This window comes from Brevibacillus sp. B_LB10_24 (genome assembly GCF_046036945.1).
Classification (GTDB): domain Bacteria; phylum Bacillota; class Bacilli; order Brevibacillales; family Brevibacillaceae; genus Brevibacillus_C.
Genome location: NZ_JBJQOQ010000001.1, coordinates 545,287 through 570,798 on the forward strand (window position 1 = coordinate 545,287; position 25,512 = coordinate 570,798).

Genomic DNA, 25,512 nt, shown 5'->3' on the forward strand with positions numbered 1-25,512 from the left:
AATCCCTTCTACACGCTTGATGCGATTGCTTATTCGGATGCATTTCTAGCGGCGACCGCCAGTTTCATGATCGCATTGGCTGCTGCATGCGGCTTGCGAAATGACAGGTAACGCGTGAAATGATAGCTAGCACAAGGAAAGCAGCGGTAGTGCCTGACATTGTTTTCAAGTTCCGGCACGCCGCTGTTTCATTTTTTGACATTCTAAAACGCAGTTATCACTGTCCCGCTTTTTGTGAAAAAAGGCTTGGTACAGCCGCTGGAAAACGCCCCATCGCAATATTTTTTTAAACATTCCAACAGTGATTTGTGGTATGATAAGAGCAGTTAGAAAGCGCTTACAAACGTTTGCTGCAAGGGGGCAAATAGTAGTATGAACCACGTTGAATCTAAGGTTTGCGCCGTACGTGTTCCGCTCCATCTCAAACAATTTGTGATCGAACAGGATTACGACCGCTACACCCCGATCGATCAGGCGGTCTGGCGCTACGTCATGCGCCAAAACAGCCATTACCTTGGCAGCCGGGCTCATCAGGTGTACCTGGACGGTCTGCGGCAATCGGGGATTGACGTCGAGCGAATTCCCAAAATCGAAGAGATGAACGCATGTCTGTCGGAAATAGGTTGGGGAGCGGTGACGATTGATGGATTTATCCCCGCTGTTGCTTTTTTCGATTTTCAGGCACACCATATCCTGCCGATTGCCTGTGACATCAGACAATACGATCATATCGCCTATACGCCGGCTCCGGATATGATTCACGAAGCGGCAGGACACGCGCCGATCATAAAAGATGAGAAGTACCGGACCTATCTGAAAATCTTTGGCGAAATCGGCTCGAGAGCGATCTTTTCCCATGAAGATTACGAAGTGTACGAAGCGACGCGTCTACTGTCCGTCGTCAAGGAGGATCCGCAGGCGACAGAAGAACAAATCGCCCTGGCCGAGCGGAATCTGCAGGAAAAAACGGCGGCTGTGAAGGAGGTATCCGAAGCGGCTCAGCTGGCTCGCCTCTATTGGTGGACAGTGGAATACGGCCTGATTGGAGATCTCGAGAAGCCTCAGATCTACGGCGCCGGCCTGCTCTCGTCGGTAGGGGAGAGCATCAGCTGTATGCGCGATGATGTCAAAAAGCTGCCGTTTTCCCTGCAGGAATGCATTGAGACCGACTTCGATATCACCAAGCCGCAGCCGCAATTGTTTGTCTGCAAAAGCTTTGATGAATTGATTGATGCGGTGCAGGAGTTTGCCCAGACGATGGCTATCTCCATCGGCGGGACACAGAGCCTGGTCAAGGCAATGAAGATGAGGCAGCCTGCAACCGCTGTCTTCAGTTCGGGCTTGCAGGTGAGCGGGATTATCTCGGAGCTTGTGTACGATCAGGATGGAGAGGCGGTTTATCTGAAGACAAACGGCGCCACCGCCCTGGCAGTCAAGGGGCGCCAACTGCCCGGTCACGGCAAGGAGTACCACAGAGAGGGGTTCGGCTCGCCGATTGGACGGCTTGCCGGCGAGTCGACTCCGCTGGAGCAGATGACTGATGCACAGCTGGCCGGTTGCGGCATCGTTCCCGGGGATCGGGCGACGCTTACCTTTGCCTCGGGCGTGGTGGTCAGCGGAGCGGTAGCCTACCTCCTGCGGGAAGACAGCCGGCTGGTTTTGATCGGTTTCGACAACTGTACCGTTACCTGCGGCAGCGATGTGCTGTTCCGGTCGGAGTGGGGAACGTATGACATGGCGGTAGGGGAGAAGATCGTCTCCGTATTCGCCGGGGCTGCGGACCGGGAACAGTACGAGACAGGAGTGCATCAGCCGTCCCAGGTGAAGACAAGGCGGCCGGTCTACACGGCTGGGGCAAAACGGCTGCACAAGCTGTACCAGGGCGTGCGCGATCTGCGCGAGCAGCCGCCGGAGTCGGAAGTGCTGGCGCTGGAACTGCAGCGAATCCTGGAAGTCCTGGATCAGTACGAACCGGATGACTGGCTGCTTCGCCTGGAGCTGTTGGAGCTGCTCACTGCCCATGGGCTGCTGCCGGATCAGCAGCGCCAGCTTCGGCAGCGCTTGACGGAAATCGGAAATCCGCAGCCGGAATTAAACCCGCTTATCCAGGCAGGTCTGGCGCTCCTGAAGGATGAATGAGCATATCGGCGGTAAACCAGGCGTACCTTTTGTACAAAGAGGTACGCCTTAAAATTGTAACAGGTTTCCTGTAAACGGGATTCCGTTCGCTATGTCATTGCTCTACAATGGAAAAAGAAAAGACTGAAACAAGTATCAGGAGGGGCTATGGCTGCGAATATAACTCTTTTCCTCTCGTTCAGTGCCGGGTTCTTATCGTTTATTTCTCCCTGCTGTCTGCCTTTATATCCGTCCTTTCTATCGTATATCACCGGGGTCACAATGGATGAAATCAAGCAGGGTCGAACGATATTCCGCCGGGAGGCACTGCTGCATACGCTGTTTTTTATCCTTGGATTTTCGATCGTATTTTTGGCGCTGGGGCTCTCAACTTCCTGGCTGGGCAGCTTTTTTTCCAACCAGAGGGATTTGATTCGCATGCTCGGCGGCATTTTGCTGGTCGTCATGGGGTTGGTCATGCTTGGCGTGTTTAAGCTGAACTGGATGATGCGCACATGGAAGGTGGACATAAAGAATCGGCCGCTGGGGTATACTGGGTCTGTACTGGTCGGGATTACCTATGCAGCCGGTTGGTCTCCCTGTGTCGGACCGATTTTGACCGGGATCATTACGCTTGGAATGAGCGACCCTGGCCGGGCGCTAAACTACACGCTCGCTTATACGCTGGGCTTTGCGATTCCGTTTTTTCTGATGACGTTCTTCATCAGCCGCGTTCGCTGGATCGCCAAGTACTCGGAGCGATTGATGAAAGCGGGCGGCGTTTTGATGGTGCTGTTTGGTATCCTGCTCTACACGGACCAGTTGACGGTGATCACGATCTATTTGCAAAAATTGTGGGTGCCCGCACTGTAGAAGTGGAGGAGTGTCATGAAACGATTTTTGTTAGTCCTGGTAATTTTTGGTCTGGCCGGTTTTGCCATCTACAACAACATTCAGACGCAGAGCAGCGCAGCGATGCAAAAACCGCAGGTCGGCTACTATGCGCCCCACTTTTCGCTCAAGGGCTTGGATGACCAGACGTACCAGCTAACCGGGCCGCGAGACAAGCCATTGGTGATTAATTTTTGGGCATCGTGGTGCGGCCCCTGCAAGATGGAAGCGCCTGACCTTGAGAAGCTTTACGGGACGTACAAAGATAAGGTGGATTTCTACGCGATCAATATCACGCGCAATGACAAGCTAGATTCCGCCAAGCAATTCGTCAGCCAGTTTAAGCTGACGATGCCAATCCTGTTGGACACCGATTCAAAGGTGTCGGATACGTACCAGGTCAAAGCGATTCCCACCACCTTCCTCGTCGACAAGCAGGGTGTTGTTCGCAAGTCGATCATCGGCATGGTCGATGCGGGATCTCTAGAGCAAGAACTGAATAAAATCGCGCCGAAATAGGATGAACGGTCCATGATGAACGGACCGTTTTTCTTTTTGTCTTCAGAAATCTCCTGTTTCTTGACAAAATATCCAAGAAACATTCATTGAAATTGATATCCGACTCTTTTTGAATAGTAGCTAGGGAGGGAGAAGACTCGATGAATATTTTGCATACGAAACAAAAATGGGTATTTTACCTGCTTACCGCCAGTATCACGCTGACGGCAGGATTCGCCTGGGCTGCTTCGGATGACCGTACGGATCCAACCGAAAGAGCACAGGCAGCGGCAGCGGCCCAGTCTTCCGGACAAAGCCAGGCCGCGGACACGTCCGATTCAGCCAAGCATAGTGAGACCGAGAATCCGGCCGATACAGCCAAGCAGGACGAGGCGGCAGACAACGACGATACAGCCAAGCAGGACGAGGCGGCAGACAACGCCGATACAGCCAAGCAGGACGAGGCGGCAGACAACGCCGATACAGCCAAGCAGGACGAGGCAGCAAATACGGCCGATACTGCCAAACAGGACGCGGCAGCAAATCCGGCCGGTACGGCCAACCAGGACCAGGCGGCGAACCCGACCGGAACCGGAAATCAAAACCAAAAGACAGACACGGCCGGTACTACTGACCAAAGTTCGCAGACAGCTGCCGGCGGAGCATCAACGAACAAGCCGGCTGCGACCTCTGGCGCCATCACAGTAGACGATGCGATCAAACAGGCACTGGAAAACAACAGCGACCTGAAAGCAATTCGGATTGACGTCGATACGGCAGACACCAACGCCCGTTTGGTCAATGCCAAAGTACGCGACATACCTGCCGATTTTGTCACTACGCTGGACGCGGCACAGCAGAAGTACGTGAACAACGCCAAGGCCCAAAGCGCGAAGGAAGTAAATAAATACGCGCTCAAGGCAGCCGAAAGCAAGACGAAGCTGGGCGCCCAAAAAGCGTACTACGACCTGCTGAACGCCAAGGCGGACGTCGAATTGAAGCAGCAAAGTCTGGATCGTGCCAAAGAACAGGTCAGAATGGCCCAGGCGGCCTTCCAGGTGGGAACGAAAGCCAAAACAGACGTGCTGCAGGCGGAAGCGGCACAAGCAACTGCAGAAGCGGCTTTGGCTGGGGCGAAGAGCACGCTGGAACAAAACCGTCTGAAGTTCAATCAGTTTATCGGCACCGATCTGGATAAACAGTGGAACCTCAAGGAAGACGTCCTCAATCAAGCGGACATCACGCCTTTGAATAAAGCAACGGAACTGGCCCTGGGGCAGCGGGCAGAAATCATGCAGAGCCAAGAAGAAATAAAAGTGGCGGAGCTGAACATCGACCTGATCAGCAAGTACTCGTCGATCGCCACCTATCAAGGCGACATGGCCAAAAACGATCTGGAGAAAGCGAAGCTAAACCTGGAGCAGACGAAGAAGCAGATAACGGTAGATGTATCCGTGGCATACAACAATCTCAATGCGGCCAAATCGGCTATCGATGCCTACAAAAAAGCCCTGGATGCCTCTACGGAAAATTACCGTCTCGTGAAGCTGCGCTTCCAGAATGGCTTGTCGACCATCGTCGATGTGATCCAAGCGGAGGAAACGCTGAGGAACAGCGAGAATCAGTACCAGGCGGGCATCCATACTTACAACATTGCCCTTGCCAACTACAACAACGTCATGGGCAACTAAACGTCATCCAAGGCTCTTCCCTGAAAGGGAAGGGCTTTTTCGTTATTTTTGTCATACTTTCTCCACATATGATGAGGAAAGTCTGCCCTGGTTCTATTACAATAGTATCCGAGAGGGCGGCGGAACGGGTTGTAAGGATTGGCGGGAAATACGCACACCCAGGCGACTGCGCGTCGCAAATGATCGGGCGCGTATCAGGCAATACTACAACTACATAAGCAAGATCTGGGGGTGAGGGAGATTCTTTGTGATGAAGTATAATTTTTGAACAAAATGTGAAATTTACAGGAAAAGCAAGATGTCAGGCTGTAAACATTGACAAACTTATACTGAATCACAATAATAAATAAAGCGGCTGGCTTACGCTTGTCGTGTTAAGTTGTGGAAGAAATTGTTTTTGCGCAAAACTATTTCTGCTTTATAATGGTTAACGTGTGAAAAAACGGAAAGACTTGGTAACTTTATTATCTGCCAACCTCTTTCAGAGGGAAGGATAAAGAAGTTGTAGCCATCCATGTTGAGAACAAAAGCAGAGAAAGTGGGGTAAGTTTTATGTCCAATCGTCGATGGCAACATGTATGGCGTCTACTACCTCTTCTTGTAGTATTGACGCTCTTACTCACGGGGTGTGGTGATCCCTATCTGTCCGCGTTAACTCCTTCAGGACCGGTGGCAGATCAACAATTATCACTGATGAAAATCAGTATTGGAGTTATGATTTTTGTCTTTGTTGTTGTCATGATTATCTTTACTTATGTCTTGGTTCGCTACCGCAAACGCCCGGGCCAAGAAGGGATTCCGAAACAGGTGGAAGGAAGTCACACGCTGGAAATCATTTGGACTACAATTCCGATTATCTTGCTGATTGTCATCGCAATTCCTACTGTTTCTACGACCTTTGCGCTGGCCAAGGACCATTGGAACGATCCCGATGCGATCAAGGTGAAAGTAACCGGCCACCAGTTCTGGTGGGAGTTTGAGTATCCGGATTTGGGTGTGACAACCGCTCAGGATCTACATATTCCAGTAGGCAAGAAGATTGCCCTCCAGATCGGATCCAAAGACGTCATTCACTCGTTCTGGGTTCCAGCTCTTGCCGGCAAGATCGACGCCAACCCGGGAAATATCAACTCGATGTGGATGCAAGCTGACAAAGTTGGTGTCTTCAAAGGCAAATGCGCCGAGCTCTGCGGTTACTCCCATGCCTTGATGGACTTTAAAGTGATTGCGGAAGACCCGGCTGACTTCGACAAGTGGATCGCGGGGATGAAGGCTGCAGAAACGGCAAAACCGACAGCTTCAACTCAGTTGGGGCAGCAAGTGTACGAAGCAAACTGCTTGGCTTGCCACGCGATTGGCGGACAAGGCGGCAAAGTAGGTCCAAACTTGACTGATTTTGGCGATCGTCAAACCATTGCTGGCTATTTAGACCACAATGCGGACGAATTGAAGCGCTGGATTTCCAACCCGGATGAAGTGAAAACGGGTGCAAAAGTGAAAATGCCTGCGTTCGGCGACAAGTTGAAACCGGAAGAAATGGACGCACTTGTTGACTACCTGATGGGCTTGAAGATTAACCAATAAACGCAGCAAGCGTTTCTGTAGGATTCATTCTATAAGGAGGTAAGACCATGGGACATTCTCATGCGCCTAAGAAAAAAGGCTTCTTGATGGATTACCTGACTACCGTCGACCACAAGAAAATCGGTATTCTGTATTTCGTTGCCGGCGGTATTTTCTTCCTGATGGGCGGTCTGGAAGCTCTTTTGATGCGGATTCAGCTAATTGTTCCCAATAATACGTTCCTCAATGGAGCTACTTTTAACGAAATGATGACGATGCACGGAACGACAATGATCTTCCTGGCGGCGATGCCAGTCATCTTCGCCTTAATGAACGCGATCGTTCCGCTGCAAATTGGTGCTCGCGACGTTGCGTTCCCGTTCGTGAACTCGCTCGGTTTCTGGCTGTTCTTCTTCGGAGGAGTGCTGGTAAACTGCGGATGGTTTTTGGGCGGATCCCCTGATGCCGGGTGGACCTCTTATGCGCCGCTCTCTACATCGTTCAGCGGGTTTGGGATTGACTTTTACGCTCTCGGCTTGCAGATTGCCGGTCTTGGCACATTGATCGGGGGTATCAACTTCCTGGCGACGATCATCAACATGCGCGCACCGGGTATGACCTTTATGCGCATGCCGATGTTTACCTGGTCTTCCTTTGTCACATCGGCACTGATCCTGTTCGCTTTCCCGGCGATCACCGTCGGTTTGGTTCTGTTGTCCTTTGACCGTTTGTTCTCTGCTAACTTCTTTAACGTTGCCAACGGCGGTAACGAAGTCATTTATCAACACTTATTCTGGATCTTCGGTCACCCTGAAGTGTACATCTTGATTCTGCCTGCTTTCGGGATTATCTCCGAAGTCGTCAGCACGTTCTCAAGAAAGCGCCTGTTTGGATACAGCTCCATGGTCTTTGCTACCGTGCTGATCGGTTTCCTCGGCTTCATGGTGTGGGCTCACCACATGTTCACCGTAGGAATGGGGCCAGTGGCTAACGCGCTGTTCGGGATTGCCACCATGTTGATCGCGATTCCAACCGGTATCAAGATCTTTAACTGGCTGTTTACCTTGTGGGGCGGACAAATTCGCTTTACTACGGCAAACCTGTGGGCCGTCGGTTTTATCCCTACCTTCGTGATCGGCGGGATGACCGGTGTCATGCTTGCTGCGCCGGCAGCTGACTTTCAGTACCATGATACTTACTTTGTAGTTGCTCACTTCCACTACGTCATCGTCGGCGGGATGGTGTTTGGTCTGTTTGCAGGCCTGTACTACTGGTGGCCGAAAATGTATGGCCGCATGCTTAACGAAGCATTGGGCAAATGGAGCTTCTGGTTCTTCTTTATCGGGTTCCACTTGACGTTCTTCCCGCAGCATTTCCTGGGCTTGATGGGGATGCAGCGCCGGATCTTTACTTTCTTGCCGAACCAAGGACTTGATTTCGGTAACATGATCAGTACGATAGGTGCTTTCGGAATGGCTGTCGGAACAATTATCTTCCTGATTAACATCGCCGTTACCAACTCGAAACCGAAAAAAGCTCCTGCAGATCCGTGGGACGGTCGTACACTGGAATGGGCGATTCCATCTCCGCCGCCTGAGTACAACTTCAAGCAGACTCCGCAAGTTCGGGGCTACGATGCTCTGTGGGTAGAAAAGATGGCTGGAAACAAAGGAATGACGCCGGCTGAACCGCTTGGACATATCCACATGCCTTCCGGTTCGATCCTTCCGTTCTTCATGGGTGTCGGATTGTTTATTGCAGCGTTTGGACTCATGTATGAAACAGTTGCGGTTGCAATCGTTGGAGCATTGATCACGCTATTCTGTATGCTGCTCCGCTCTTTGATAGACGATCCAGGATACCATGTCGACCCGACTGAAGATAAGGGGGTTGAGGCATAATGAGCGCAAATCACGCATTACACACGGAGCTGCCGGCTGAGCCGGAAAAAGCAACCCTGGAAGGCAGAAATAAGGTTCTTGGCTTCTGGCTCTTCCTCGGCGGAGAATGTGTACTCTTCGGTTCCCTGTTCGCGACGTTTATCGCCCTGCGCGATAAAGCAAACGGCGGACCGACAGGTGTCGAACTGTTCTCCCTGCCGCTCGTCGCAGTCGCTACCATTCTGCTGTTAACCAGCAGCTTGACCAGTGTTATGTCCATTCTGGCCATGCACAAGAAGAACGTTTCGCAAATGGTCGTATGGCTCGTCGTTACTGCTCTGTTAGGCCTTGGCTTCCTGGGCTTGGAGATCTACGAGTTTACCGAGTATGTGCATGAAGGACACTCCTTGACCAGCAGCGCATTTGGATCTGCCTTTTACACGCTGGTCGGTTTCCACGGAGCGCACGTCGCCTTTGGATTGCTTTGGCTGTTCGCGCTTCTGGCGACGACCGGAAAGAAGGGACTTACCGTCGTCACTGCGCCGAAGTACTACGTCTTCAGCTTGTACTGGCACTTCATCGACCTGGTTTGGGTATTCATTTTCACCGTTGTGTATCTGATGGGGAAGGTGGGAATATAAATGACCGACACACATTCCGGAGCAGATCAGAAGGGCGAGAAGCACTTGCCTTCGCAGCACAGTGCCCGTAACCACGTAATTACCTTTGTTCTCTCAATCATCCTGACGGCGATTGCCTTTGCCGCTGTTGCATTCGAGCAGGTGGATATCAAATCGGTGGTTCCGTTTATCTTTCTCCTGGCCTTGATTCAAGCAGGCTTCCAGCTGTTTGTTTGGATGCACTTGGATCAAAAGGGACATCAGTTTCAAAGAATCTTTATCGGCGGTGGCGCTTTTGTAGCGCTGCTGGCCGTCGTAGCCTTTTCGTTTTGGATTTGGTGGTAAATACTTGCAGGCGGCTTGTTAAAAGCCGCCTGTCTTTTCTCACAGGATAAGCAACGTATAACTTCCTTAAGACGGCTTCCTTATCCTGCATGAAAAGCTTCAATCGAAGCTTTTCTTAATGATGGGAGGTACTCATCGTGATGAATGGTCTATTCAGTCCGGCAGTGTTTCTGGTAACGGTTGTATTGGCCGTTTTGTACTTTAGCGTCGTAGGTCCGCTAAGCAGGCGAGTTGCAGGAGCTGAACCGACAAGCCTCAAGAAAAAGAGCCTTTTCGTCATCGGTTTACTGCTTTTTTACCTGGGATTAGGACCTGTCCACTACTTTGCGCAGACGTTTTTCAGTGCGTATGTGCTGGAGCAGGCAACCGTAAATATCGTCATGCCTGTCTTTATTTTGCTGGGGCTTCCAGCCTGGTTGATTCATTCTGTGTTTCGGACCAAAAAATCCCGTCTACTGTTAAGGGTGTTTACCGTTACCCCTGTGGCGATGCTTCTGTTCGATGGGCTTTTTTCCATTTCCCTTTTACCGGCGGTATTTAACCGACTGATGGAAAATAGCTATCTTTACGGAATTTCCCGTCTGTTGTTATTGTTTGCCGCATTTTGCACGTGGTGGCCCATATTGACACCCGTCAAAGAGTGGCGGCTCCCCGACATTCAGAAGGTTGGCTTCCTGGTCGTCAGCGGCCTTTTGCTGTTTCCGATCAGCATGTACCTCTTGTTTGCCGATGCTCCGCTGTATGCAGCATATCAGACGGTTCCAGAGGTGTATCCCGGTTACACAGCACTTGATGATCAGCAATTGGGTTCGATCATATTGAAGATCTTTCAAGTTGTCGTCTATACATGTGTATTTTTCTCGATCTTCAAAAGCTGGTATCGTAAAGAGGGCAGCTTGAGTGCGACGGATGCCATTGACGAGCCGATCTCACCCGATGCGATCGCAGCGATGCCCCAGCAGCGTTCTTAAAGCAAGAAAACGATGATCAAGGCGGTCGTAGCGTACGGATGCGGACCAGCCTTGGTCTGACCATACATAGAAAATAGCTTCCTTGCAGTTGAAACGGAGGAGAGCCAATTTGAAACTAGCAGAATTAATGCCCTTAATCAGTACCTCTTGTATAGTCATCAGCGCTTGCCTCGTCGCGATCGGATGGTATTTGATCCGCCGAGGGAAACGGGACCAGCATAAAACGGTCATGATTTGGGCTTCGATTTTTGCCATACTGTTTTTCATCATTTACGTCTCCAAAACGATTTTTGTCGGGACAGCGCTGTTCGGCGGGCCGCCCAACTTGAAGCCGGCATATACCGTCTTCTTGCTGTTTCATACTACGCTTGCCACCGTCGGAGCCGTTATGGGTCTCTACACACTCTATCTCGGCTTTAAAGGACGGTTCAGCCGCCATAAAAAGATCGGTCCATGGACGTCCGTCATCTGGTTTTTTACTGGCATCACCGGGGCTGCGGTCTACGCCCTGTTGTACGTAATCTACCCGCATACCGATAAGGCAAGCCTGATAGAAGGTCTGTTTGGCTGGTAAAAAAGTTTCTACTGAAGCCTCTTGGAAGATGCAAAACCGCAGTTTGACAAAAGAGCACTTTTCACAGTGCTCTTTTTTGTGTACAGCTTGTGCAAAGCACTCCGCATTCCATTGGTGAAGGTGAAAGTGAACAAATTTTCTGTATGGATTCCGATTATTTTTATTCAATCTACCCATGTGTACTTCGATTGCTTCTGTTATAAAATAAGGTAAATTCTGATAATAACTCATGCGGAAGAGGAGGAACAAGCGTGGCGCACACAGATGTGAGAGTCAGTCAAAAGTTAAGTGAAGCCCACACATTGCCTGCATGGCTGTATACAAACCCCGAAGTACTGGAGATAGAGAAACGGGAAATATTCTGTAAAACCTGGCAGTATGCGGGGCATATTAGCCAAGTCCAACGACCAGGAGATTACGTTACGATTGAAGTGGCGGATCGACCGATTGTCATCACGCGCGCAAATGACGGTGAAGTCAGAGCTTTTTACAATGTCTGTACGCATCGTGCTTCCAAACTGGTAGAGGGAGAGGGACATAAGAGTCTTTTCACGTGTCCGTACCACGCGTGGACATTCCGGCTGGACGGTACACTTCACAAGGCCTCGAATATGAAAGGTGTCGAGAATTTTCATGAAAAGGACTTTTGTCTGAAACCGGTCAGATTGGAAATTCAGGAATCCTTTATTTTTGTGAATTTGGATCCAAATGCCCGTCCGATGTCGGAAGTGTTCGGCGGTCTGTTTGAGGGTTTGAAAAAATTTAGGTTTGAAAATTTCAAAAAGTCAAGGGTTGTGGAGACGATTTGCCACTCCAACTGGAAAATTGGGATCGACAACTACCTGGAGTGCGATCATTGTCCGATCATTCACAAAGCGTTTGTGCAAAAGCTGGAGATGGAAGATTACGAAATCAGTATTTTTGACCGTTACTGCTATCAAGGCGCTCCCTTGAAAAATGTGGCGGCAGACAACTTCGATTTGGGCCAGGGAGGACGGTATTACTGGTTGTACCCGAATATGTGGATGTCCTCTGATCCGGGACCGGCCAACCTGTCGATTCACCAATCCATTCCGATCGATCACAAGACGACAAAGTACGTGTACACAACCTTTTTACTCGACGAAGTTGGCAAAGAAGCAGAAGAGCTGTTTGCGTATGATGATATCCTGCGCAAGGAAGACCGCGATATTTGCGAAGTGGTGCAAAAGGGACTGGAAACCGGCGCATACACGCAAGGAAGGTTCTCTTTAACCGAGAACTGTGTGCATCATTTCCATTTGCTGCTCCAGGACGATCTGCAAAATGTCCTGCCATTGCCCCAGAAGGCCGCCTCCCTGTAATCAAGTTTTTTCTTAGATGTGGTTGAAAGCGCTGTCTGTCATCCCTTAGGGTTGAAGTTTATCTTGCATTCTTGTAGTATTTTCTTGCGGAGCCTTTTTGGTTGGCGTGGTCGCACCATGGACACAATCAAAGTCGGGCTCTTTTTTCATGTATGTACTTCCGCTGCTCGTATAATTGCAACTCGTTTCAGCGATTTTGGCTGCATAGGGCAACAGCGGACAAGGTATGAAGGAGAGTCATTCGAATGAAATTAGACCGGCTGTTGGCCATCGTCTTGCTGCTTCTCTCCAAAAGAAAAATGCAGGCAAAAGAGCTTGCCGAGATTTTCGAAGTATCAGTCAGAACCATCTACCGGGATATAGAGACGATCAGCCTGGCCGGAATACCCGTCATCACGACACAGGGAACCAACGGAGGGATCGCCATCATGGATGGATATCGCCTCGAAAAAAACTGGTTGTCGGACGATGAACTGGCATCGGTAGCGACTGCTCTTAAAAGTGTGTCTACTACGATCCAAGATGAACATGTCAGTGCAGCTTTCCAAAAAATTGCCCGCCTGGTGCCGAAGCATGAAGAAGAGAATTTCCGAGCCAGAGCGGAGAAGATCTTTATCGACTTTTCACCCTGGGGGAAAGACCCGGCGCTGCAGGGAAAATTTGATTTGATCATGGCGGCGATAGAAGGAAGCCAGCACCTTTCTTTTACCTATGTGAATGCGGCCGGTGAACAATCCCGGCGAACGGCAGAACCGCACACATTGGTGCAAAAACAGCAAAAATGGTACCTGTACGCTTTTTGTACGGAGAAGAACCAGTTTCGCTTCTTTAAACTCTCTCGAATGAGGGAGCTTGAATGCCGTCCGTCTGTATTTCAGCGGCGGGAAATTGCGTTAGAAGAGCGCCCTTGGGTTCAGGCGTGGCATCGTCCCGAAAACTTCGTAGACCTGGTGTTGAAGATTGACCCTAAAGTAAAAAGCTTGGCAGAAGAGTGGTTTGGCCCGGAGAAGATACAAACGGACGGGACCGGAGGCTGTCTTGCGGAGATCACGCTGCCACTGGATGAATGGCTGTTCAGTTTTCTGCTTAGTTTTGGTCCCTTCATCGAGGTATTGGATCCTGTCTACGTGCGGGAAAAAGTAAAAGAGCAGGCGAGAAAAGTGTACCAACTCTATAAACCAGGTTCGTAAACTCTTTTTTTAAACCTGACAATCTGTTGTCAAGTTGCTTCCTTTACCATAGATGGCAAAGGAGGGAATCATCTATGAATGTAAAACTGTGCCAAAGCTGTGCGATGCCGCTGACGGAAGAGTTGTCAGGGACAGAGGAGAACGGTGCCAAAAACGAAGAGTACTGCCTGTATTGTTACGAACAGGGGGCGTTTAAACAGCCTGAGCTGACCATGGAGCAGATGATTGAGACATGTATTCCGTTTATGCAAAAGAACGGGATGGAGGAAAAACAGGCAAGGCAGCTGCTGCAACAACATTTGCCAAAACTGAAGAGATGGCAGTAATCAAGGGAGGCAGCATGGACAAACCAAGGATCGTTACACTTGGGGAGCGGAAATTTGCCGGGATATCGGTTGAGACCGACAATGAGCGCGAGATGTCGGGGCGAGGAAAGATCGTTTCGCTGTGGGAACAGTATAGGCAGGAACAGGTTCAGCAACAGATCTGCAACCGGACGGATGGAAATCAGACGATCGCCCTCTATTCGCAGTACGAGTCAGATGAGACAGGACTTTACACCTACTCGATCGGGTCATTTGTGGATTCGCTGGAAGGCCGGGAGAACCAGTTGGCGGGGATCGTCATTCCTCCTGCGGCATATGCGGTGTTTACATCCAGAAAGGGGCCGCTGGCCGAGGTAGTCCTGGAGACCTGGCAGGTCATCTGGGAGTGGTCAAAAGGAGGCGTCCAGCGAGCCTTTACAGCAGATTTCGAAGTTTACGACGAACGGGCTGCCGATCCGTCTTTGGCCCAAGTCGACATTTTTATCGCGCTCAAGGACAGAGTTACTTCTCAAAACGATCGCTGAGGAAAAAAGCTGACGTGACGAGCCAATGGTTCGCGTCAGTTTTTTTGTTGTACTTGCATAATATTCAGAATACAGGGAGGAGAATGCAGTTTGCCTACCTAATGTATCTTTTGGTGAGAGAAAATGGCTGTACATTTGAATCGGCAGGGCGACGATAGCTGAGCTGTGAGCGGCGATCGTCGACAAATTGATGCAATGGGAGTAAAAAGGAGGCGAGAAAGATGCTGCTGCAAGAGAAAGTAGCGATCATCACTGGCGGGGGCTCCGGGATGGGGCGGGCAATGGCCCGGCTTTTCGACTCCCACGGGGCAAAAGTCGTCGTTGCGGACGTGAATGGAGATGCCGCCCGGCAGACGGCGGAAGCGCTGAGCGGTGATTCGATCGCAGCGGTCACCGATGTAACGGCGGAAGCGCAGGTGAAAGAGCTGACAGATCAGGTGATCGGGAGGTTCGGCAAGGTGGATATCCTGGTGAACAACGCAGGCATGCCGATGTCGTTCACGCCGATCGAGGAGGTACCCGGCGAACAGTGGGACAGGATCATGGATGTGAATGTGAAATCCGTCTACCTGACTGCCAAGTATGTCGTGCCGCATATGAAGCGGCAGGGCTCGGGTGTCATCGTCAATACCGCTTCGATCGCCGGAGTGAGGGCCCGTCCCGGACTAAACGCCTATTGCGCTTCGAAAGGGGCGGTAATCATGCTGACAAAGGCGCTGGCGATCGAGCTGGCTCCGCACAAAATCCGGGTTAACGGCATCAATCCCGGCCCGGCCGATACGCCTATGCTGCCGAGGTTTATGAACGGCGACCCGGAACAGGTTGAGCGGGAGACAAAAGAGATATTCTTGAGCAGCGTTCCGCTCGGCTCATTGATTCAGCCGGAAGATGTCGCCCAGGCAGCCCTTTACCTTTGCAGCGACATGGCGAAGCTGGTGACAGGGGAAATCCTTCATGTGGACGGAGGACGTGGCATATAGCAGGACTTGTGCAAATATTCTGGTACTGATTGGATCCGTCGGCCGCTTGGCCATTGCTGGAACGGCTGAAACGATGGGCCGAGAAAGGGGGAGAGGTCATGAGGAAGGAAGCTCTCATCCGAGTGGAAGGCGTCTCTTTTGCCTACACCATCAATCAAACAAACATCATACCCGTCCTGCGCGGCGTCTCTTTTCAGGTGTATCCGGGGGAGTACCTTGCCATTATCGGCCACAACGGCTCGGGTAAGTCGACTCTCTCCAAAATGTTAAACGGCATTCTCACTCCTGACGCAGGCGATGTCTGGGTAGAGGGAATGAATACAAGGGAAAAATCGCTGCACCGGGAGATTCGCCGTCGCGTGGGCATGGTATTTCAGCATCCGGACAACCAGCTCGTCGCAACCATCGTCGAGGACGACGTGGCCTTTGGGTTGGAGAATATCGGGGTTCCTGCCAGCGAGATGAAGCAGCGGGTCGATCAGGCGCTGGAAGCGGTCGGGATGAGCGTATTTCGCCAGCGCCCGCCGCACCATCTGTCCGGCGGGCAGAAGCAGCGGATCGCCATCGCCGGCATCCTGGCGATGAAGCCGGATTGCATCGTGCTCGACGAGGCGACCAGCATGCTGGATTCCCACGGCCGCAGGGAAATCCTCGGCGTGATCGGCAAACTGAACAAGGCCGGAATGACGATTGTCTCTGTCACCCATCACATGTCGGAAGCGGCCGATGCCGACCGGGTGCTGGTGATGGAGGAGGGGCAAATCGTCCTGGAAGGTACGCCGCGCGAGGTGTTTCGCCAGGCGGAGCGGCTGCATGCCCTTCACCTGGACGTCCCGCAAGCAAGCCAGCTTGCGGCGGCGATCAACCGGCAATACCCGAGGTTTCGTCCCGACCTGATTCACAAACACGAGATCGTCGATGAAGTAGAACGGCTGCAGCCGCCAAGAGCGGAGGTGAGCGGTTCGTGAGCCAGCCGCTGTTGCAGGTCAAAGGCCTCCGCCACACTTATATGCGGGGAACGCCGCTAGAGCACAAGGCGCTGCACGGCGTCGACATGTACGTCAATAAAAGCGAGTGCGTCGCCATCATCGGCCACACCGGGTCAGGCAAATCGACGTTGATCCAGCATTTTAACGGACTGCAGCTGCCGGAGTCCGGCCAAGTCGTGATCGATGGCGTCGACTTGTCGCAGCCCAGGCTGAACGTGAAAGAACTGCGGAAAAAGGTGGGGCTGGTCTTTCAAAACCCGGAAGACCAGTTGTTTGAAAAACTGGTGGGTGACGATGTCGCGTACGGACCATTCAAGCAGGGGCTGCCGCTTGAACAAGTAGTGGAACAGGTCAAATGGGCGATGGAGCTGGTCGGCCTCTCCTTCGAAGAGATGAAAGACCGGGCCACCTATGCTCTCAGCGGCGGCCAGAAGCGCAAGGTGGCGCTGGCGGGCGTTCTGGCGCTCCGGCCGAAAATCCTCGTGCTCGATGAGCCGACGGCAGGCCTTGACCCCATGTCGCGCAAGGAACTTCTGGAGCGGATCAGGCAGCTGAACCGGCAGGAGCAGCTGACCGTTATCTTTGTCTCCCACAATATGGAGGAAGTCGCCTACCTCGCCGACCGCGTCTACGTGATGGCTGGCGGATGCGTCGTCAGCTCCGGTACACCGCGCGAGATATTTGGCGACAGGTCGGTCCTTGAGCAGCATCAGGTGGGAGCGCCGGAGACGGTCGAGATCCTGTACCGCCTGTACGATCGCGGTTTTGCCGTAAAACCGGACGCCTTTTTGGTCGAAGAAGCGGCGCAGGAGATCCTTTCGGTCCTGCCCGGCATCAGGAGGTGAAGGAAAGTGGCGGCCGAATTCGAATTGACGAGAAACATCACCATCGGGCAGTACTTGCCGACCGGCTCGGTCATCCATCGGCTGGATCCGCGGTATAAACTGGCGGCTTATGTGATCATTGTCATTGCCATCGCGATGTGCAGTTCCTATCTCGGCAACCTGGTTGCGCTGGCTTTCTGCCTGTGGCTGTTTTGGCAATCCAAAATCCCGCTTCACTACGGAATCTCCGGAATCAAACCGGCCGTGCCTTTTATTATCATTTTAGGGGTGCTGCAGCTATTGTTTTACGGAGGGGTAGCGACAGGCGGAACCGTTTACCTTGCATATGCTTTCGTCAAAATCACCAGCGCCAGCATCAAACTGGTCATCGTCTCCGCGGTCCGTTTCGTTGAGATTATCTTTATCTCCAGCGTGCTGACGCTGAGCACGTCGACGACACAGCTGACCCATGGCATGGAGCGCCTGCTCTCCCCATTGGAAAAATGGAAGTTTCCCGTTCACGCTTTTGCGGTGGTGATCACGATTGCCGTTCGCTTTGTCCCGACATTTGCGATGGAGATGGAAAAGATGATGAAGGCGCAAGCATCGCGGGGGGCGGAGTTTGGAACTGGCGAATGGTGGAGGATCGTCAAGCGGACCCGGGACATGTTTCCCATTATCATCCCGCTGTTCAACGTAGCGATGACGCGGGCCGAGGATTTGATTCTCGCCATGGAAGCCCGCTGCTACACCCCTGGTGCGGCGCGAAGCACATACAACCACTATCGGGCCGCTCCGCGTGACTATGCGGCTCTGGCTATTGGCATCCTGACTGCAATGATCCTGCTCATCGTGCCTTATCCGTTGTAAGCCCACCGCAGGGAGTTGCCCCCGCTTGGTTTGGGGGATTCCACATATCAGGCAAAAGGGAGGAATAACGATGGAAAAAGGCATAACCGTACGCAAGATCGTGATCGCTGGCGTTCTCGGAGCGATCGCCATCCTGCTTGGCGTGACCAGGCTCGGCTCGATTCCAGTGCCGACGGCGGCAGGGAACGCGACGATCATGCACATTCCCACCGTCATCGGGGGGATTATGGGGGGCTGGGGAGTCGGCCTGGTTATCGGTCTCATTTTTGGCGTATCTTCGTTTCTCAACGCGACGATCCCGCTGTTCAAAGATCCCCTGGTAGCGATTTTACCGCGGCTGTTCATCGGCATCACGGCCTATCTGACCTATGTCGGGCTGAAAAACGTCAACCAGTACCTGGCCATCGGGGCCGCCGGATTTATCGGCTCGATCACCAACACGATTCTCGTCCTGTTCATGGCCGTCGTCCGCGGCTATTTTGCGCCGGGAGTGGCCTTGACCGTCGCCATCGCCAATGGGATTCCCGAGGCGATCGTGTCGGTCATCATCACCTTGGCGGTCGTAGCTGCCTGGATGAAGCTCGGTTCATCCGGAAAGAAAAAATCAAAAATCTCCGGGTAGAGAGTAACGCAGCGGAGCTGATGCCCGGGGCATCGCTGCCTTGGGCAAAAGCTCTGACAGTAACAGAAAGGCGGGAGAGGAATGGCAATTGATCGTGTACGCTCCTTTGTAGATGAGCGGGAAGTGGTGACATTGACTCAAAGGTTGGTGCAGATACCCAGTGTTTACCGTCCGGGAGAAGCGGACGGCAACGAACAGCGGGTAGCCCGGTTTGTCGAGGATGAGCTCAGGCAGATGGGGCTAACCGTTTACTACGAAGAGGTAGTGCCGGGCAGACCCAATGTCATCGCTTTTTACGATTCGGGCAGGCCGGGAAAGACGCTCTTGTTCGAAGGGCATACCGATGTGGTCACCGAAGGCGATACGCGAAAGTGGAGTTACGACCCGTTTGGCGCCGCGATTTCGGGCGGGCGGATTTACGGCCGCGGCTCCTGCGACACCAAGGGAAATCTGGCTGCGGCGATCTGCGCCGTAAAGGCGATTCAACGCTCTGAGGAACCATTTTATGGGAAAATATTGCTCTGTATTCCCTGTGACGAAGAAGGAGAGATGCTGGGCATCCGTCATTTTATCCAGCGCGGTTGGGCAAATGGCGTAGACGGAGCGATTATCTGCGAACCGGAGGAAAACCAGATTTGCATTACACAAAAAGGGGCGATTCGGGCCTATCTTCGCACGTTCGGCAAAATGGCCCACGGCGCCATGCCGCTGACCGGGATCAACCCCAACACCCGAATGGCGCGGGCCATCGTCGCCTTGGACGAACTGGAGCGCAAGGAGAAAGAGCGGCTGGGCGAACATCCGATGTTGGGCTGGCCGAGCATCACGCCGACGATCCTGCAAGCTCCGGTCAGAGGGGAGGCGCAGATCAACGTCGTTCCAGATCAGTGCATGACGACTCTTGATATCCGCACCGTGCCGGGTCAGGATCACGAGGTGCTGAAAGGGCAGATCGAAGAGATTTTGGCCGTCCTGTCGCGGGAGGACGACAACTTCAAGGCCGAACTGGAGATCATCGTGGAGCGACCTTGGACCCAGACCTCGCAAGAAGAGCCCGTCGTCCGGGCTGTTGCCGATTCTTACCGCGCGATTACCGGCAAGGAGCCGATCTACAACGGGGTACCCGGTTCGACGGACGGCACCTACCTGCACCTGGCAGGGGTACCGATCATCACCACAGGCGCCGGTGACCGCCACATCCCGCATCACGCGGATGAATACGTCGACATTGACCAACTGGTCGAAACGACCCAGCTGTACGCCAGGTCCGCGCTAGCATTTCTGTCCGAATAAGGAGAAAAACCAGGGGGATTGAACAGATGGAACTCTATTCACAGCTCGCTTCGATACTGACAGCGGATCAGGTGACGGTCAACCCGACTGTGCTCGAACAGCACAGCCGGGATGAATCGTACCATGCTCCGCATCGGCCGGATGTGGTTGTCTTTCCGCAAAATGCGGATGAGGTCAGCCGCGTGCTGGCCTTTACCCATGAACATCGGCTGCCGGTCGTGCCGTTTGGGCTCGGCACCAGCCTGGAAGGCCATGTGATCCCGTATCAGGGCGGCATCTCGATTGACATGCAGCGGATGAATCAGATACTGGAGGTGCGCCCGGGGGATTTTTTGGTCAGGGTTCAGCCGGGTGTAACCCGCTCACAATTGAACAAGGAGCTGAAAAAATACGGACTGTTTTTCTCGGTCGACCCGGGTGCGGATGCGACCCTGGGCGGGATGGCGGCGACGAACGCGAGCGGCACCACGGCCGTTCGCTATGGCGTGATGAGAGATCAGGTCCGCGCATTGGAAGTCGTCTTGGCCGACGGACGGATCATCCGCACAGGGGGGCTGGCGGCGAAATCCTCGGCAGGGTATCACCTGACCGGGCTGTTCGTCGGATCGGAAGGGACGCTGGGAGTCTTTACCGAACTGACTTTGCGGGTGCACGGCATACCAGAGTCCGTCGTCGCTGCCCGCGTCGCTTTTCCCGCAGTGAAACAAGCTGTCGATTCGGCTGTTGCGATCCTGTCGGCCAACATTCCCGTAGCGAGGCTGGAGCTGGTTGACCGAGGTTCGGTCATGCAGTTGAATCGGCACAGCGGCACCTCGTACCCGGAGCAGCCTACGCTGTTTATGGAGTTCCACGGCAATGAGGCCGGACTTCTCCGCGATATCCGGTTCGCCGAGGAACTGGCGGCAGATCAGGGATCTTTGGAGTTTATTCACGAGACCGATTCGAAGGAACGGGCCCGCCTGTGGGAGGCGCGGCACAACCTCGCCTACGCTTTTGGGCACGGGCATCCGGGAAAACGGATGATGACGACCGACGTATGCGTCCCGATCAGCCAGTTGGCAGATGCCGTCGAACACGCACGGCTGCAGATCGATCGTTCCGGGTTGGCGGGCGGCGTGCTGGGCCATATCGGCGACGGCAATTTCCATGCCCTGTTGATGCTCGACCCGGACCGGGAGGAAGATCTGCAGCAGGCTGAAGCGGTCAATGCCGCGATCGTCCGGCATGCGCTTGAACGCGGCGGGACATGCACCGGAGAGCACGGTGTCGGGGTCGGCAAAGCCAAATACCTGCGCCAGGAGCACGGTGATGCAGTAGATGTGATGGCGCAAGTAAAACAGGTGCTTGATCCGCACGGGATCTTAAACCCGGGAAAAATCTTTCTACAGCCAAAATAGGAGGTAGTGCAATGAATCAAACCGGTGCCGTATTAGGCGAACAAACCATTCGCAAAGTGAAGTGGCGGATTCTTCCGTTTCTCTTTCTGCTCTACATCATTGCCTATCTGGATCGAGTCAACCTTGGATATGCGGCGCTTGACATGAACAAGGCGCTGGCGATTTCCAGCCAGACGTTTGGGCTGATCTCGGGGATCTTTTTCATCGGCTATTTCCTGTTTGAAATCCCCAGCAACATGATCCTTCATCGGATCGGTGCGAGAGTCTGGATTGCCCGAATCATGATTACCTGGGGGATTGTCGTCATTCTGACGGGCTGGGTGCAGAATGCCACCCACCTGTACATCCTGCGGTTTTTGCTGGGCCTGGCCGAAGCGGGGTTCTTTCCGGGAGTCATCTTGTACATCACGTATTGGTTCCGGGCCAAAGAACAGGCCAGGGCCGTCGCCTTTCTGATGACCGCCCTGGCGGCTTCCAACATCATCGGGGCCCCTTTGTCCACTTGGATCATGACCTATATCGATTGGGCCGGGCTGGCGGGCTGGCGCTGGATGTTTATCATCGAAGGTGTGCCGGCAATCATCTTCGGCGTGGTTGCATTTACTTACATGACGGATCGCCCCGAACAGGCTAAGTGGCTGACGGCGGAAGAGAAGGCGTGGCTGGTGGCGGAATTAAAGCGGGAGCACGAAGAAAAAATCAGACGGAAGCAGTACACGACCAGAGAGGTGCTGACCAACGGGCGAGTCTGGCATCTGGCCTTTATTTACTTCGCGCTCGTCATCGGACTGTACGGCATCGGCTTCTGGATGCCCTCGATCATCAAATCGTTTCCGGCAAACTACACCAATCTGCAAGTAGGCATGCTCAGCATGATTCCCTACGTCTTCGCCGGACTGGCCATGGTAGGCTGGGCCCGCCGTTCGGACCGGACGGGGGAGAGGAAGCTTCACGCCGCACTGCCTCCCGTACTCGGCGGACTTGCGCTGATTGCCTGCGGCATGTCTTCCCAACCGATTCTCTCCGTGGCCCTTATGGCGGTGGCAACGGCGGGCATTTACAGCTTTTTCGGACCATTTTGGGCTTTGCCTGCGCTGTTTTTAAGCGAAGGGGCGGCGGCGATCGGGATTGCCCTGATCAATTCGATCGGAAATCTGGGCGGGTTTGTCGGTCCCTACGTCGTTGGCTCCTTGAATGAGGCGACCGGCAAGACAGAGGCGGGTCTGTTCTTCCTCGCCGGCTGCGTCCTGGCCTCAGCGGTTTTGGTACTGCTGCTGCGTCAGAAAACGATTGAAGCGGGGCGACAGAAAAACACCGATTTCAAGAAATCTTCTCATTTTTGATAAACTTTTCTCATTGCAAATAAGCTTTGGTTGGCAAAAACCTCGATTCTGCCGCTGATCTGCTCTGTTTCTTTCTCATTGTGTAGAATAAACTGGTTTTCCGGGCGATTCTTCCCCCTTATTGCATTGGCATCAGATTTGCAAGCTTTCTTGATGTAAAGGACAAAATGAAAAGGGTGATGAGATTGGAACGGAAGACGACAGCTGAGGCATTGCAAGCGGCGAAAGAGGTGTTGGGTTTTATCCAAAGTGAGACGCTGACGGTAGAGCAGAAAAAGCAGATCGTCTCAGACTCGATTGAGAATTTCAGCCAGTACGTCACGAAGGCGATTCTCGCCCACCGCAAGTCGGTTTCTCATGACTTTTCCGTCGTGGAATGGGAAGACGAAGCAGCAGTCTTTCGCGACACGATGGGTGACGAGTACATCGATTGCCTGGGCGGATACGGCGTCTACCTGCTCGGACACCGCCACCCCAAGGTGGTGCAGGCTGTCTCCGCACAGCTAAAGCGGTACGCCCTGCACAGCCAGGAGATGGTGGACCCGCTGCGCGGCTACCTGTCCAAGCTGGTCGCGTACATCACTCCGGGCGACCTGCAGCACTCCTACCTGGTAAACTGCGGTACGGAGGCCAACGAGATGGCGTTGAAGCTGGCTCGGCTGGCGACTGGCAAAAAGTACTTCATTTCGACTGAAAAGGGCTTCCACGGCAAGACGATGGGATCGCTGTCCGCTTCCAGCAAGCCGGCCTTCCGCGAGCCGTACCTGCCGCTCGTCCCCGGATTCCAGCACGTGCCGTTCGGCGATGCCGACGCGGTCGAACAGGCGATACGCATGTTGATCAACACGGGCGAGACGGTCGCCGGTGTCATCGTCGAACCGATCCAGGGAGAAGGCGGTGTAAATATCCCGCCGGATGATTACCTGCCGCGTCTGCGCCAAATCTGCGACAAGTACGAGTGTCTCTTGATCGTCGATGAGATTCAGACCGGAATGGGACGGACCGGGACGCTGTTCGGGGTCGACCACTGGGATGTCGTGCCGGATATCATGACGCTCGGCAAGGCTTTTGGCGGCGGCGTGATGCCGATCGCGGCGATGGTGGCAAAGCGCAAATGGTGGAGCAAGATGGAGGAAAATCCCTTCCTGCTGGGCTCTTCTACCTTTGGCGGCAACCCGCTTTGCTGTGCCGGGGCGATCGCCGGGATCCACACGATTTTGGAGGAGAACATCCCGCAGATGGCGAAGGAGAAGGGGGATTACATCCTGAAGCATCTGGAGGACATTCAGTCACGGCACCCCGACGTCCTCGTCGACGTCCGCGGCAAAGGGCTTTTAATCGGCATGGAGTTTGCCGACAACAGCCTTGGCTACACGCTGGCGAAACAGCTCTTCGGCAAAAAGATTCTCGTCGGCGGCACCCTGAACAACGCGACTGTGATCCGGATCGAACCGCCGGCCTTGATCTCCTACGAGCAGATCGACTACGTCCTGGCGTGCATCGAGGAAGGCATTGCCCAGCTGTCCCGCGAAGGCAAGGTCGCGCGCTAATAAGCGAAATGAACGATCAGAGGAACCTTTCCCTATTTTGTGGAAAGGTTCCACTTTTTGTAAGGTTGTGTTAATTCTCAATGTTGATTTTCAGCTAAAATATAACCGCCTCGTAAAAGGGCGGTTTATTAAGCTATCTCACCCGTTCGTTCAGTCCCGTCCTTGCTTATTCATTCATTTTATAATGTTACATCTACCCACCTTCTGACCACTTCTTTTAGTAGCTCTCTTTTTACTTCTACATCTTTTCTATCGGTAAACTTTATTGTGGCTCTGTCATTTGCTACCCATTCCATTAGTCCTTGCACATCTTCGAAGTAAGGCTTCAAGTTTATGCTTTCTTTTGCTTTGGCTCCTCGGTGAAGCACAAGTCTAAAAAAACCGTTTCCATGAAGGTTAAAGGTTATTCTATCATCATTATGAAAACAGAAACTCGGTGCATTCCATTTCACATGTTCGGAAAGCTCCCTATCAATACTTAAGACGATACTACGGACCTCTTCAATCTCCCTTTTCAGTGGATGTTCAAGATTCTGTAAGTATTCTTCGACTTGTCGTTCGCCTGAAAGCTTCGCCATTTTGATCACTCCTATTTACATTTAACAACTTGCGTCAGAAGTCTCCTTCCTCAGCGAAGCAGGTGGGAGATGAATGACGCCATTCCCGAACCTCTTCGCCGGAGATAGGCAGGGAAGCATGTATTTGTTCACGTCATTTTGATGCGGAAATATTCCCCAAACAGGAACGTTTGTGTGGTATAATCGGGATATAGAACAAATGTTCTTAGTAGGAGGTGTTTCCATGATTCGTGCCCAAATCGTACGGTTTCATGCTTCAAAACGAGATATCGAGCGACTCTATGCCTGTAATCGCGAATCTGCCCAGGTTTGGAATACCTGCTTGCAGCTCGCAAAGAACTACTATTTGGAGCATCGGAAATGGATTTCGCAGTCAGCGCTTCAGAAGCAAACCAAACGCAAATTCCATTTGCACAGTCAATCCATTCAGGCCGTCTGTCATAAGTACTTGTTCGCACGAGACGCGGCCCGCCAAGCGATACGAAAAGGAATCAAATCAACGAAATATCCCTATAAGATCAAGAAGCACTAC

At 52.8% G+C, this 25,512-nt stretch carries 24 protein-coding genes and 1 pseudogene; 24 read left to right on the forward strand and 1 reads right to left on the reverse strand.

Annotated elements, in window-relative coordinates:
* The first annotated feature begins 372 nt into the window (after positions 1 to 372).
* The 23 genes from ACI7RC_RS02775 to ACI7RC_RS02885 all read left to right on the forward strand — a co-directional run bounded on the left by ACI7RC_RS02775 (position 373) and on the right by ACI7RC_RS02885 (position 24,402).
* The gene (locus tag ACI7RC_RS02775) at positions 373 to 2,139 is read left to right on the forward strand and encodes an aromatic amino acid hydroxylase (protein WP_408106673.1); all 1,767 of its coding nucleotides are present in this window, start codon (positions 373 to 375) and stop codon (positions 2,137 to 2,139) included.
* Positions 2,140 to 2,286: 147 nt separating this feature from the next.
* The gene (locus tag ACI7RC_RS02780; protein ID WP_408106674.1) at positions 2,287 to 2,991 is read left to right on the forward strand and encodes a cytochrome c biogenesis CcdA family protein; all 705 of its coding nucleotides are present in this window, start codon (positions 2,287 to 2,289) and stop codon (positions 2,989 to 2,991) included.
* 15 nt (positions 2,992 to 3,006) lie between these two features.
* Positions 3,007 to 3,528, forward strand: a complete 522-nt coding sequence (locus ACI7RC_RS02785; RefSeq protein WP_408106675.1) for a TlpA family protein disulfide reductase — start codon at positions 3,007 to 3,009, stop codon at positions 3,526 to 3,528.
* Positions 3,529 to 3,668: 140 nt separating this feature from the next.
* Positions 3,669 to 5,198 (forward strand): TolC family protein, encoded by a 1,530-nt coding sequence (locus ACI7RC_RS02790; protein ID WP_408106676.1) that lies wholly within the window; start codon positions 3,669 to 3,671, stop codon positions 5,196 to 5,198.
* Positions 5,199 to 5,750: 552 nt separating this feature from the next.
* Positions 5,751 to 6,782 carry a cytochrome c oxidase subunit II gene (coxB, locus tag ACI7RC_RS02795; RefSeq protein WP_408106677.1) on the forward strand — a complete coding sequence of 344 codons (1,032 nt, stop codon included), beginning with the start codon at positions 5,751 to 5,753 and terminating at the stop codon, positions 6,780 to 6,782.
* Between the two features lie 47 nt (positions 6,783 to 6,829).
* Positions 6,830 to 8,662 carry a cytochrome c oxidase subunit I gene (gene ctaD, locus ACI7RC_RS02800; RefSeq protein WP_408106678.1) on the forward strand — a complete coding sequence of 611 codons (1,833 nt, stop codon included), beginning with the start codon at positions 6,830 to 6,832 and terminating at the stop codon, positions 8,660 to 8,662.
* Positions 8,662 to 9,282, forward strand: a complete 621-nt coding sequence (locus ACI7RC_RS02805) for a cytochrome (ubi)quinol oxidase subunit III (protein WP_408106679.1) — start codon at positions 8,662 to 8,664, stop codon at positions 9,280 to 9,282. Before ctaD ends, ACI7RC_RS02805 begins: the two co-directional genes overlap by 1 nt.
* Positions 9,283 to 9,606 (forward strand): cytochrome C oxidase subunit IV family protein, encoded by a 324-nt coding sequence (locus ACI7RC_RS02810; protein ID WP_408106680.1) that lies wholly within the window; start codon positions 9,283 to 9,285, stop codon positions 9,604 to 9,606. It begins immediately after the preceding gene.
* A 140-nt stretch (positions 9,607 to 9,746) separates the two neighbouring features.
* Entirely contained in the window at positions 9,747 to 10,577 is an 831-nt protein-coding gene (locus tag ACI7RC_RS02815) for a cytochrome c oxidase assembly protein (protein ID WP_408106728.1), read from the forward strand.
* 127 nt (positions 10,578 to 10,704) lie between these two features.
* Entirely contained in the window at positions 10,705 to 11,151 is a 447-nt protein-coding gene (locus tag ACI7RC_RS02820; RefSeq protein WP_408106729.1) for a DUF420 domain-containing protein, read from the forward strand.
* 251 nt (positions 11,152 to 11,402) lie between these two features.
* A complete protein-coding gene (locus tag ACI7RC_RS02825) occupies positions 11,403 to 12,494 on the forward strand; it encodes an aromatic ring-hydroxylating oxygenase subunit alpha (RefSeq protein ID WP_408106681.1) in 1,092 nt (363 codons plus the stop codon).
* Positions 12,495 to 12,739: 245 nt separating this feature from the next.
* A complete protein-coding gene (locus tag ACI7RC_RS02830) occupies positions 12,740 to 13,684 on the forward strand; it encodes a helix-turn-helix transcriptional regulator (RefSeq protein WP_408106682.1) in 945 nt (314 codons plus the stop codon).
* Between the two features lie 74 nt (positions 13,685 to 13,758).
* Positions 13,759 to 14,010, forward strand: coding sequence for a zinc ribbon domain-containing protein (locus ACI7RC_RS02835; protein ID WP_408106683.1), 252 nt, complete (start codon positions 13,759 to 13,761; stop codon positions 14,008 to 14,010).
* Between the two features lie 14 nt (positions 14,011 to 14,024).
* Positions 14,025 to 14,534, forward strand: coding sequence for a GyrI-like domain-containing protein (locus ACI7RC_RS02840; protein ID WP_408106684.1), 510 nt, complete (start codon positions 14,025 to 14,027; stop codon positions 14,532 to 14,534).
* 221 nt (positions 14,535 to 14,755) lie between these two features.
* The gene (locus tag ACI7RC_RS02845; protein ID WP_408106685.1) at positions 14,756 to 15,514 is read left to right on the forward strand and encodes an SDR family oxidoreductase; all 759 of its coding nucleotides are present in this window, start codon (positions 14,756 to 14,758) and stop codon (positions 15,512 to 15,514) included.
* A gap of 98 nt (positions 15,515 to 15,612) precedes the next feature.
* Positions 15,613 to 16,482, forward strand: coding sequence for an energy-coupling factor transporter ATPase (locus ACI7RC_RS02850; RefSeq protein ID WP_408106686.1), 870 nt, complete (start codon positions 15,613 to 15,615; stop codon positions 16,480 to 16,482).
* The gene (locus ACI7RC_RS02855; RefSeq protein ID WP_408106687.1) at positions 16,479 to 17,348 is read left to right on the forward strand and encodes an energy-coupling factor transporter ATPase; all 870 of its coding nucleotides are present in this window, start codon (positions 16,479 to 16,481) and stop codon (positions 17,346 to 17,348) included. Before ACI7RC_RS02850 ends, ACI7RC_RS02855 begins: the two co-directional genes overlap by 4 nt.
* Positions 17,349 to 17,354: 6 nt before the next feature.
* Positions 17,355 to 18,197 carry an energy-coupling factor transporter transmembrane component T family protein gene (locus ACI7RC_RS02860; protein WP_408106688.1) on the forward strand — a complete coding sequence of 281 codons (843 nt, stop codon included), beginning with the start codon at positions 17,355 to 17,357 and terminating at the stop codon, positions 18,195 to 18,197.
* A gap of 70 nt (positions 18,198 to 18,267) precedes the next feature.
* Positions 18,268 to 18,819, forward strand: a complete 552-nt coding sequence (locus tag ACI7RC_RS02865) for an ECF transporter S component (RefSeq protein WP_408106689.1) — start codon at positions 18,268 to 18,270, stop codon at positions 18,817 to 18,819.
* An 81-nt stretch (positions 18,820 to 18,900) separates the two neighbouring features.
* Positions 18,901 to 20,112, forward strand: a complete 1,212-nt coding sequence (locus tag ACI7RC_RS02870) for a M20 family metallopeptidase (protein ID WP_408106690.1) — start codon at positions 18,901 to 18,903, stop codon at positions 20,110 to 20,112.
* Positions 20,113 to 20,138: 26 nt separating this feature from the next.
* Entirely contained in the window at positions 20,139 to 21,509 is a 1,371-nt protein-coding gene (locus ACI7RC_RS02875; protein ID WP_408106691.1) for an FAD-binding oxidoreductase, read from the forward strand.
* An 11-nt stretch (positions 21,510 to 21,520) separates the two neighbouring features.
* Positions 21,521 to 22,852, forward strand: coding sequence for an MFS transporter (locus tag ACI7RC_RS02880; RefSeq protein WP_408106692.1), 1,332 nt, complete (start codon positions 21,521 to 21,523; stop codon positions 22,850 to 22,852).
* Positions 22,853 to 23,031: 179 nt separating this feature from the next.
* Complete coding sequence (locus tag ACI7RC_RS02885; RefSeq protein WP_408106693.1) at positions 23,032 to 24,402, forward strand: putrescine aminotransferase; 1,371 nt, start codon at positions 23,032 to 23,034, stop codon at positions 24,400 to 24,402.
* Between the two features lie 179 nt (positions 24,403 to 24,581).
* Here ACI7RC_RS02885 and ACI7RC_RS02890 read toward each other — a convergent pair whose 3' ends face one another.
* Positions 24,582 to 24,980 carry a DUF1801 domain-containing protein gene (locus ACI7RC_RS02890; RefSeq protein WP_408106694.1) on the reverse strand — a complete coding sequence of 133 codons (399 nt, stop codon included), beginning with the start codon at positions 24,978 to 24,980 and terminating at the stop codon, positions 24,582 to 24,584.
* A gap of 223 nt (positions 24,981 to 25,203) precedes the next feature.
* On the opposite strand from ACI7RC_RS02890, the pseudogene ACI7RC_RS02895 reads away from it, so the two are divergent.
* Positions 25,204 to 25,512: pseudogene (locus ACI7RC_RS02895) on the forward strand (RNA-guided endonuclease InsQ/TnpB family protein); the annotation flags it as partial.

Excerpts from the sequence above, each read along its gene's own strand:
- ACI7RC_RS02775 (WP_408106673.1), top strand. The coding sequence starts at position 373 with ATGAACCACGTTGAATCTAAGGTTTGCGCCGTACGTGTTCCGCTCCAT.
- ACI7RC_RS02780 (WP_408106674.1), top strand. The coding sequence starts at position 2,287 with ATGGCTGCGAATATAACTCTTTTCCTCTCGTTCAGTGCCGGGTTCTTA.
- ACI7RC_RS02785 (WP_408106675.1), top strand. The coding sequence starts at position 3,007 with ATGAAACGATTTTTGTTAGTCCTGGTAATTTTTGGTCTGGCCGGTTTT.
- ACI7RC_RS02790 (WP_408106676.1), top strand. The coding sequence starts at position 3,669 with ATGAATATTTTGCATACGAAACAAAAATGGGTATTTTACCTGCTTACC.
- coxB (WP_408106677.1), top strand. The coding sequence starts at position 5,751 with ATGTCCAATCGTCGATGGCAACATGTATGGCGTCTACTACCTCTTCTT.
- ctaD (WP_408106678.1), top strand. The coding sequence starts at position 6,830 with ATGGGACATTCTCATGCGCCTAAGAAAAAAGGCTTCTTGATGGATTAC.
- ACI7RC_RS02805 (WP_408106679.1), top strand. The coding sequence starts at position 8,662 with ATGAGCGCAAATCACGCATTACACACGGAGCTGCCGGCTGAGCCGGAA.
- ACI7RC_RS02810 (WP_408106680.1), top strand. The coding sequence starts at position 9,283 with ATGACCGACACACATTCCGGAGCAGATCAGAAGGGCGAGAAGCACTTG.
- ACI7RC_RS02815 (WP_408106728.1), top strand. The coding sequence starts at position 9,747 with ATGAATGGTCTATTCAGTCCGGCAGTGTTTCTGGTAACGGTTGTATTG.
- ACI7RC_RS02820 (WP_408106729.1), top strand. The coding sequence starts at position 10,705 with ATGCCCTTAATCAGTACCTCTTGTATAGTCATCAGCGCTTGCCTCGTC.
- ACI7RC_RS02830 (WP_408106682.1), top strand. The coding sequence starts at position 12,740 with ATGAAATTAGACCGGCTGTTGGCCATCGTCTTGCTGCTTCTCTCCAAA.
- ACI7RC_RS02835 (WP_408106683.1), top strand. The coding sequence starts at position 13,759 with ATGAATGTAAAACTGTGCCAAAGCTGTGCGATGCCGCTGACGGAAGAG.
- ACI7RC_RS02840 (WP_408106684.1), top strand. The coding sequence starts at position 14,025 with ATGGACAAACCAAGGATCGTTACACTTGGGGAGCGGAAATTTGCCGGG.
- ACI7RC_RS02845 (WP_408106685.1), top strand. The coding sequence starts at position 14,756 with ATGCTGCTGCAAGAGAAAGTAGCGATCATCACTGGCGGGGGCTCCGGG.
- ACI7RC_RS02850 (WP_408106686.1), top strand. The coding sequence starts at position 15,613 with ATGAGGAAGGAAGCTCTCATCCGAGTGGAAGGCGTCTCTTTTGCCTAC.
- ACI7RC_RS02865 (WP_408106689.1), top strand. The coding sequence starts at position 18,268 with ATGGAAAAAGGCATAACCGTACGCAAGATCGTGATCGCTGGCGTTCTC.
- ACI7RC_RS02870 (WP_408106690.1), top strand. The coding sequence starts at position 18,901 with ATGGCAATTGATCGTGTACGCTCCTTTGTAGATGAGCGGGAAGTGGTG.
- ACI7RC_RS02875 (WP_408106691.1), top strand. The coding sequence starts at position 20,139 with ATGGAACTCTATTCACAGCTCGCTTCGATACTGACAGCGGATCAGGTG.
- ACI7RC_RS02880 (WP_408106692.1), top strand. The coding sequence starts at position 21,521 with ATGAATCAAACCGGTGCCGTATTAGGCGAACAAACCATTCGCAAAGTG.
- ACI7RC_RS02885 (WP_408106693.1), top strand. The coding sequence starts at position 23,032 with ATGAGATTGGAACGGAAGACGACAGCTGAGGCATTGCAAGCGGCGAAA.
- ACI7RC_RS02890 (WP_408106694.1), bottom strand. The coding sequence starts at position 24,980 with ATGGCGAAGCTTTCAGGCGAACGACAAGTCGAAGAATACTTACAGAAT.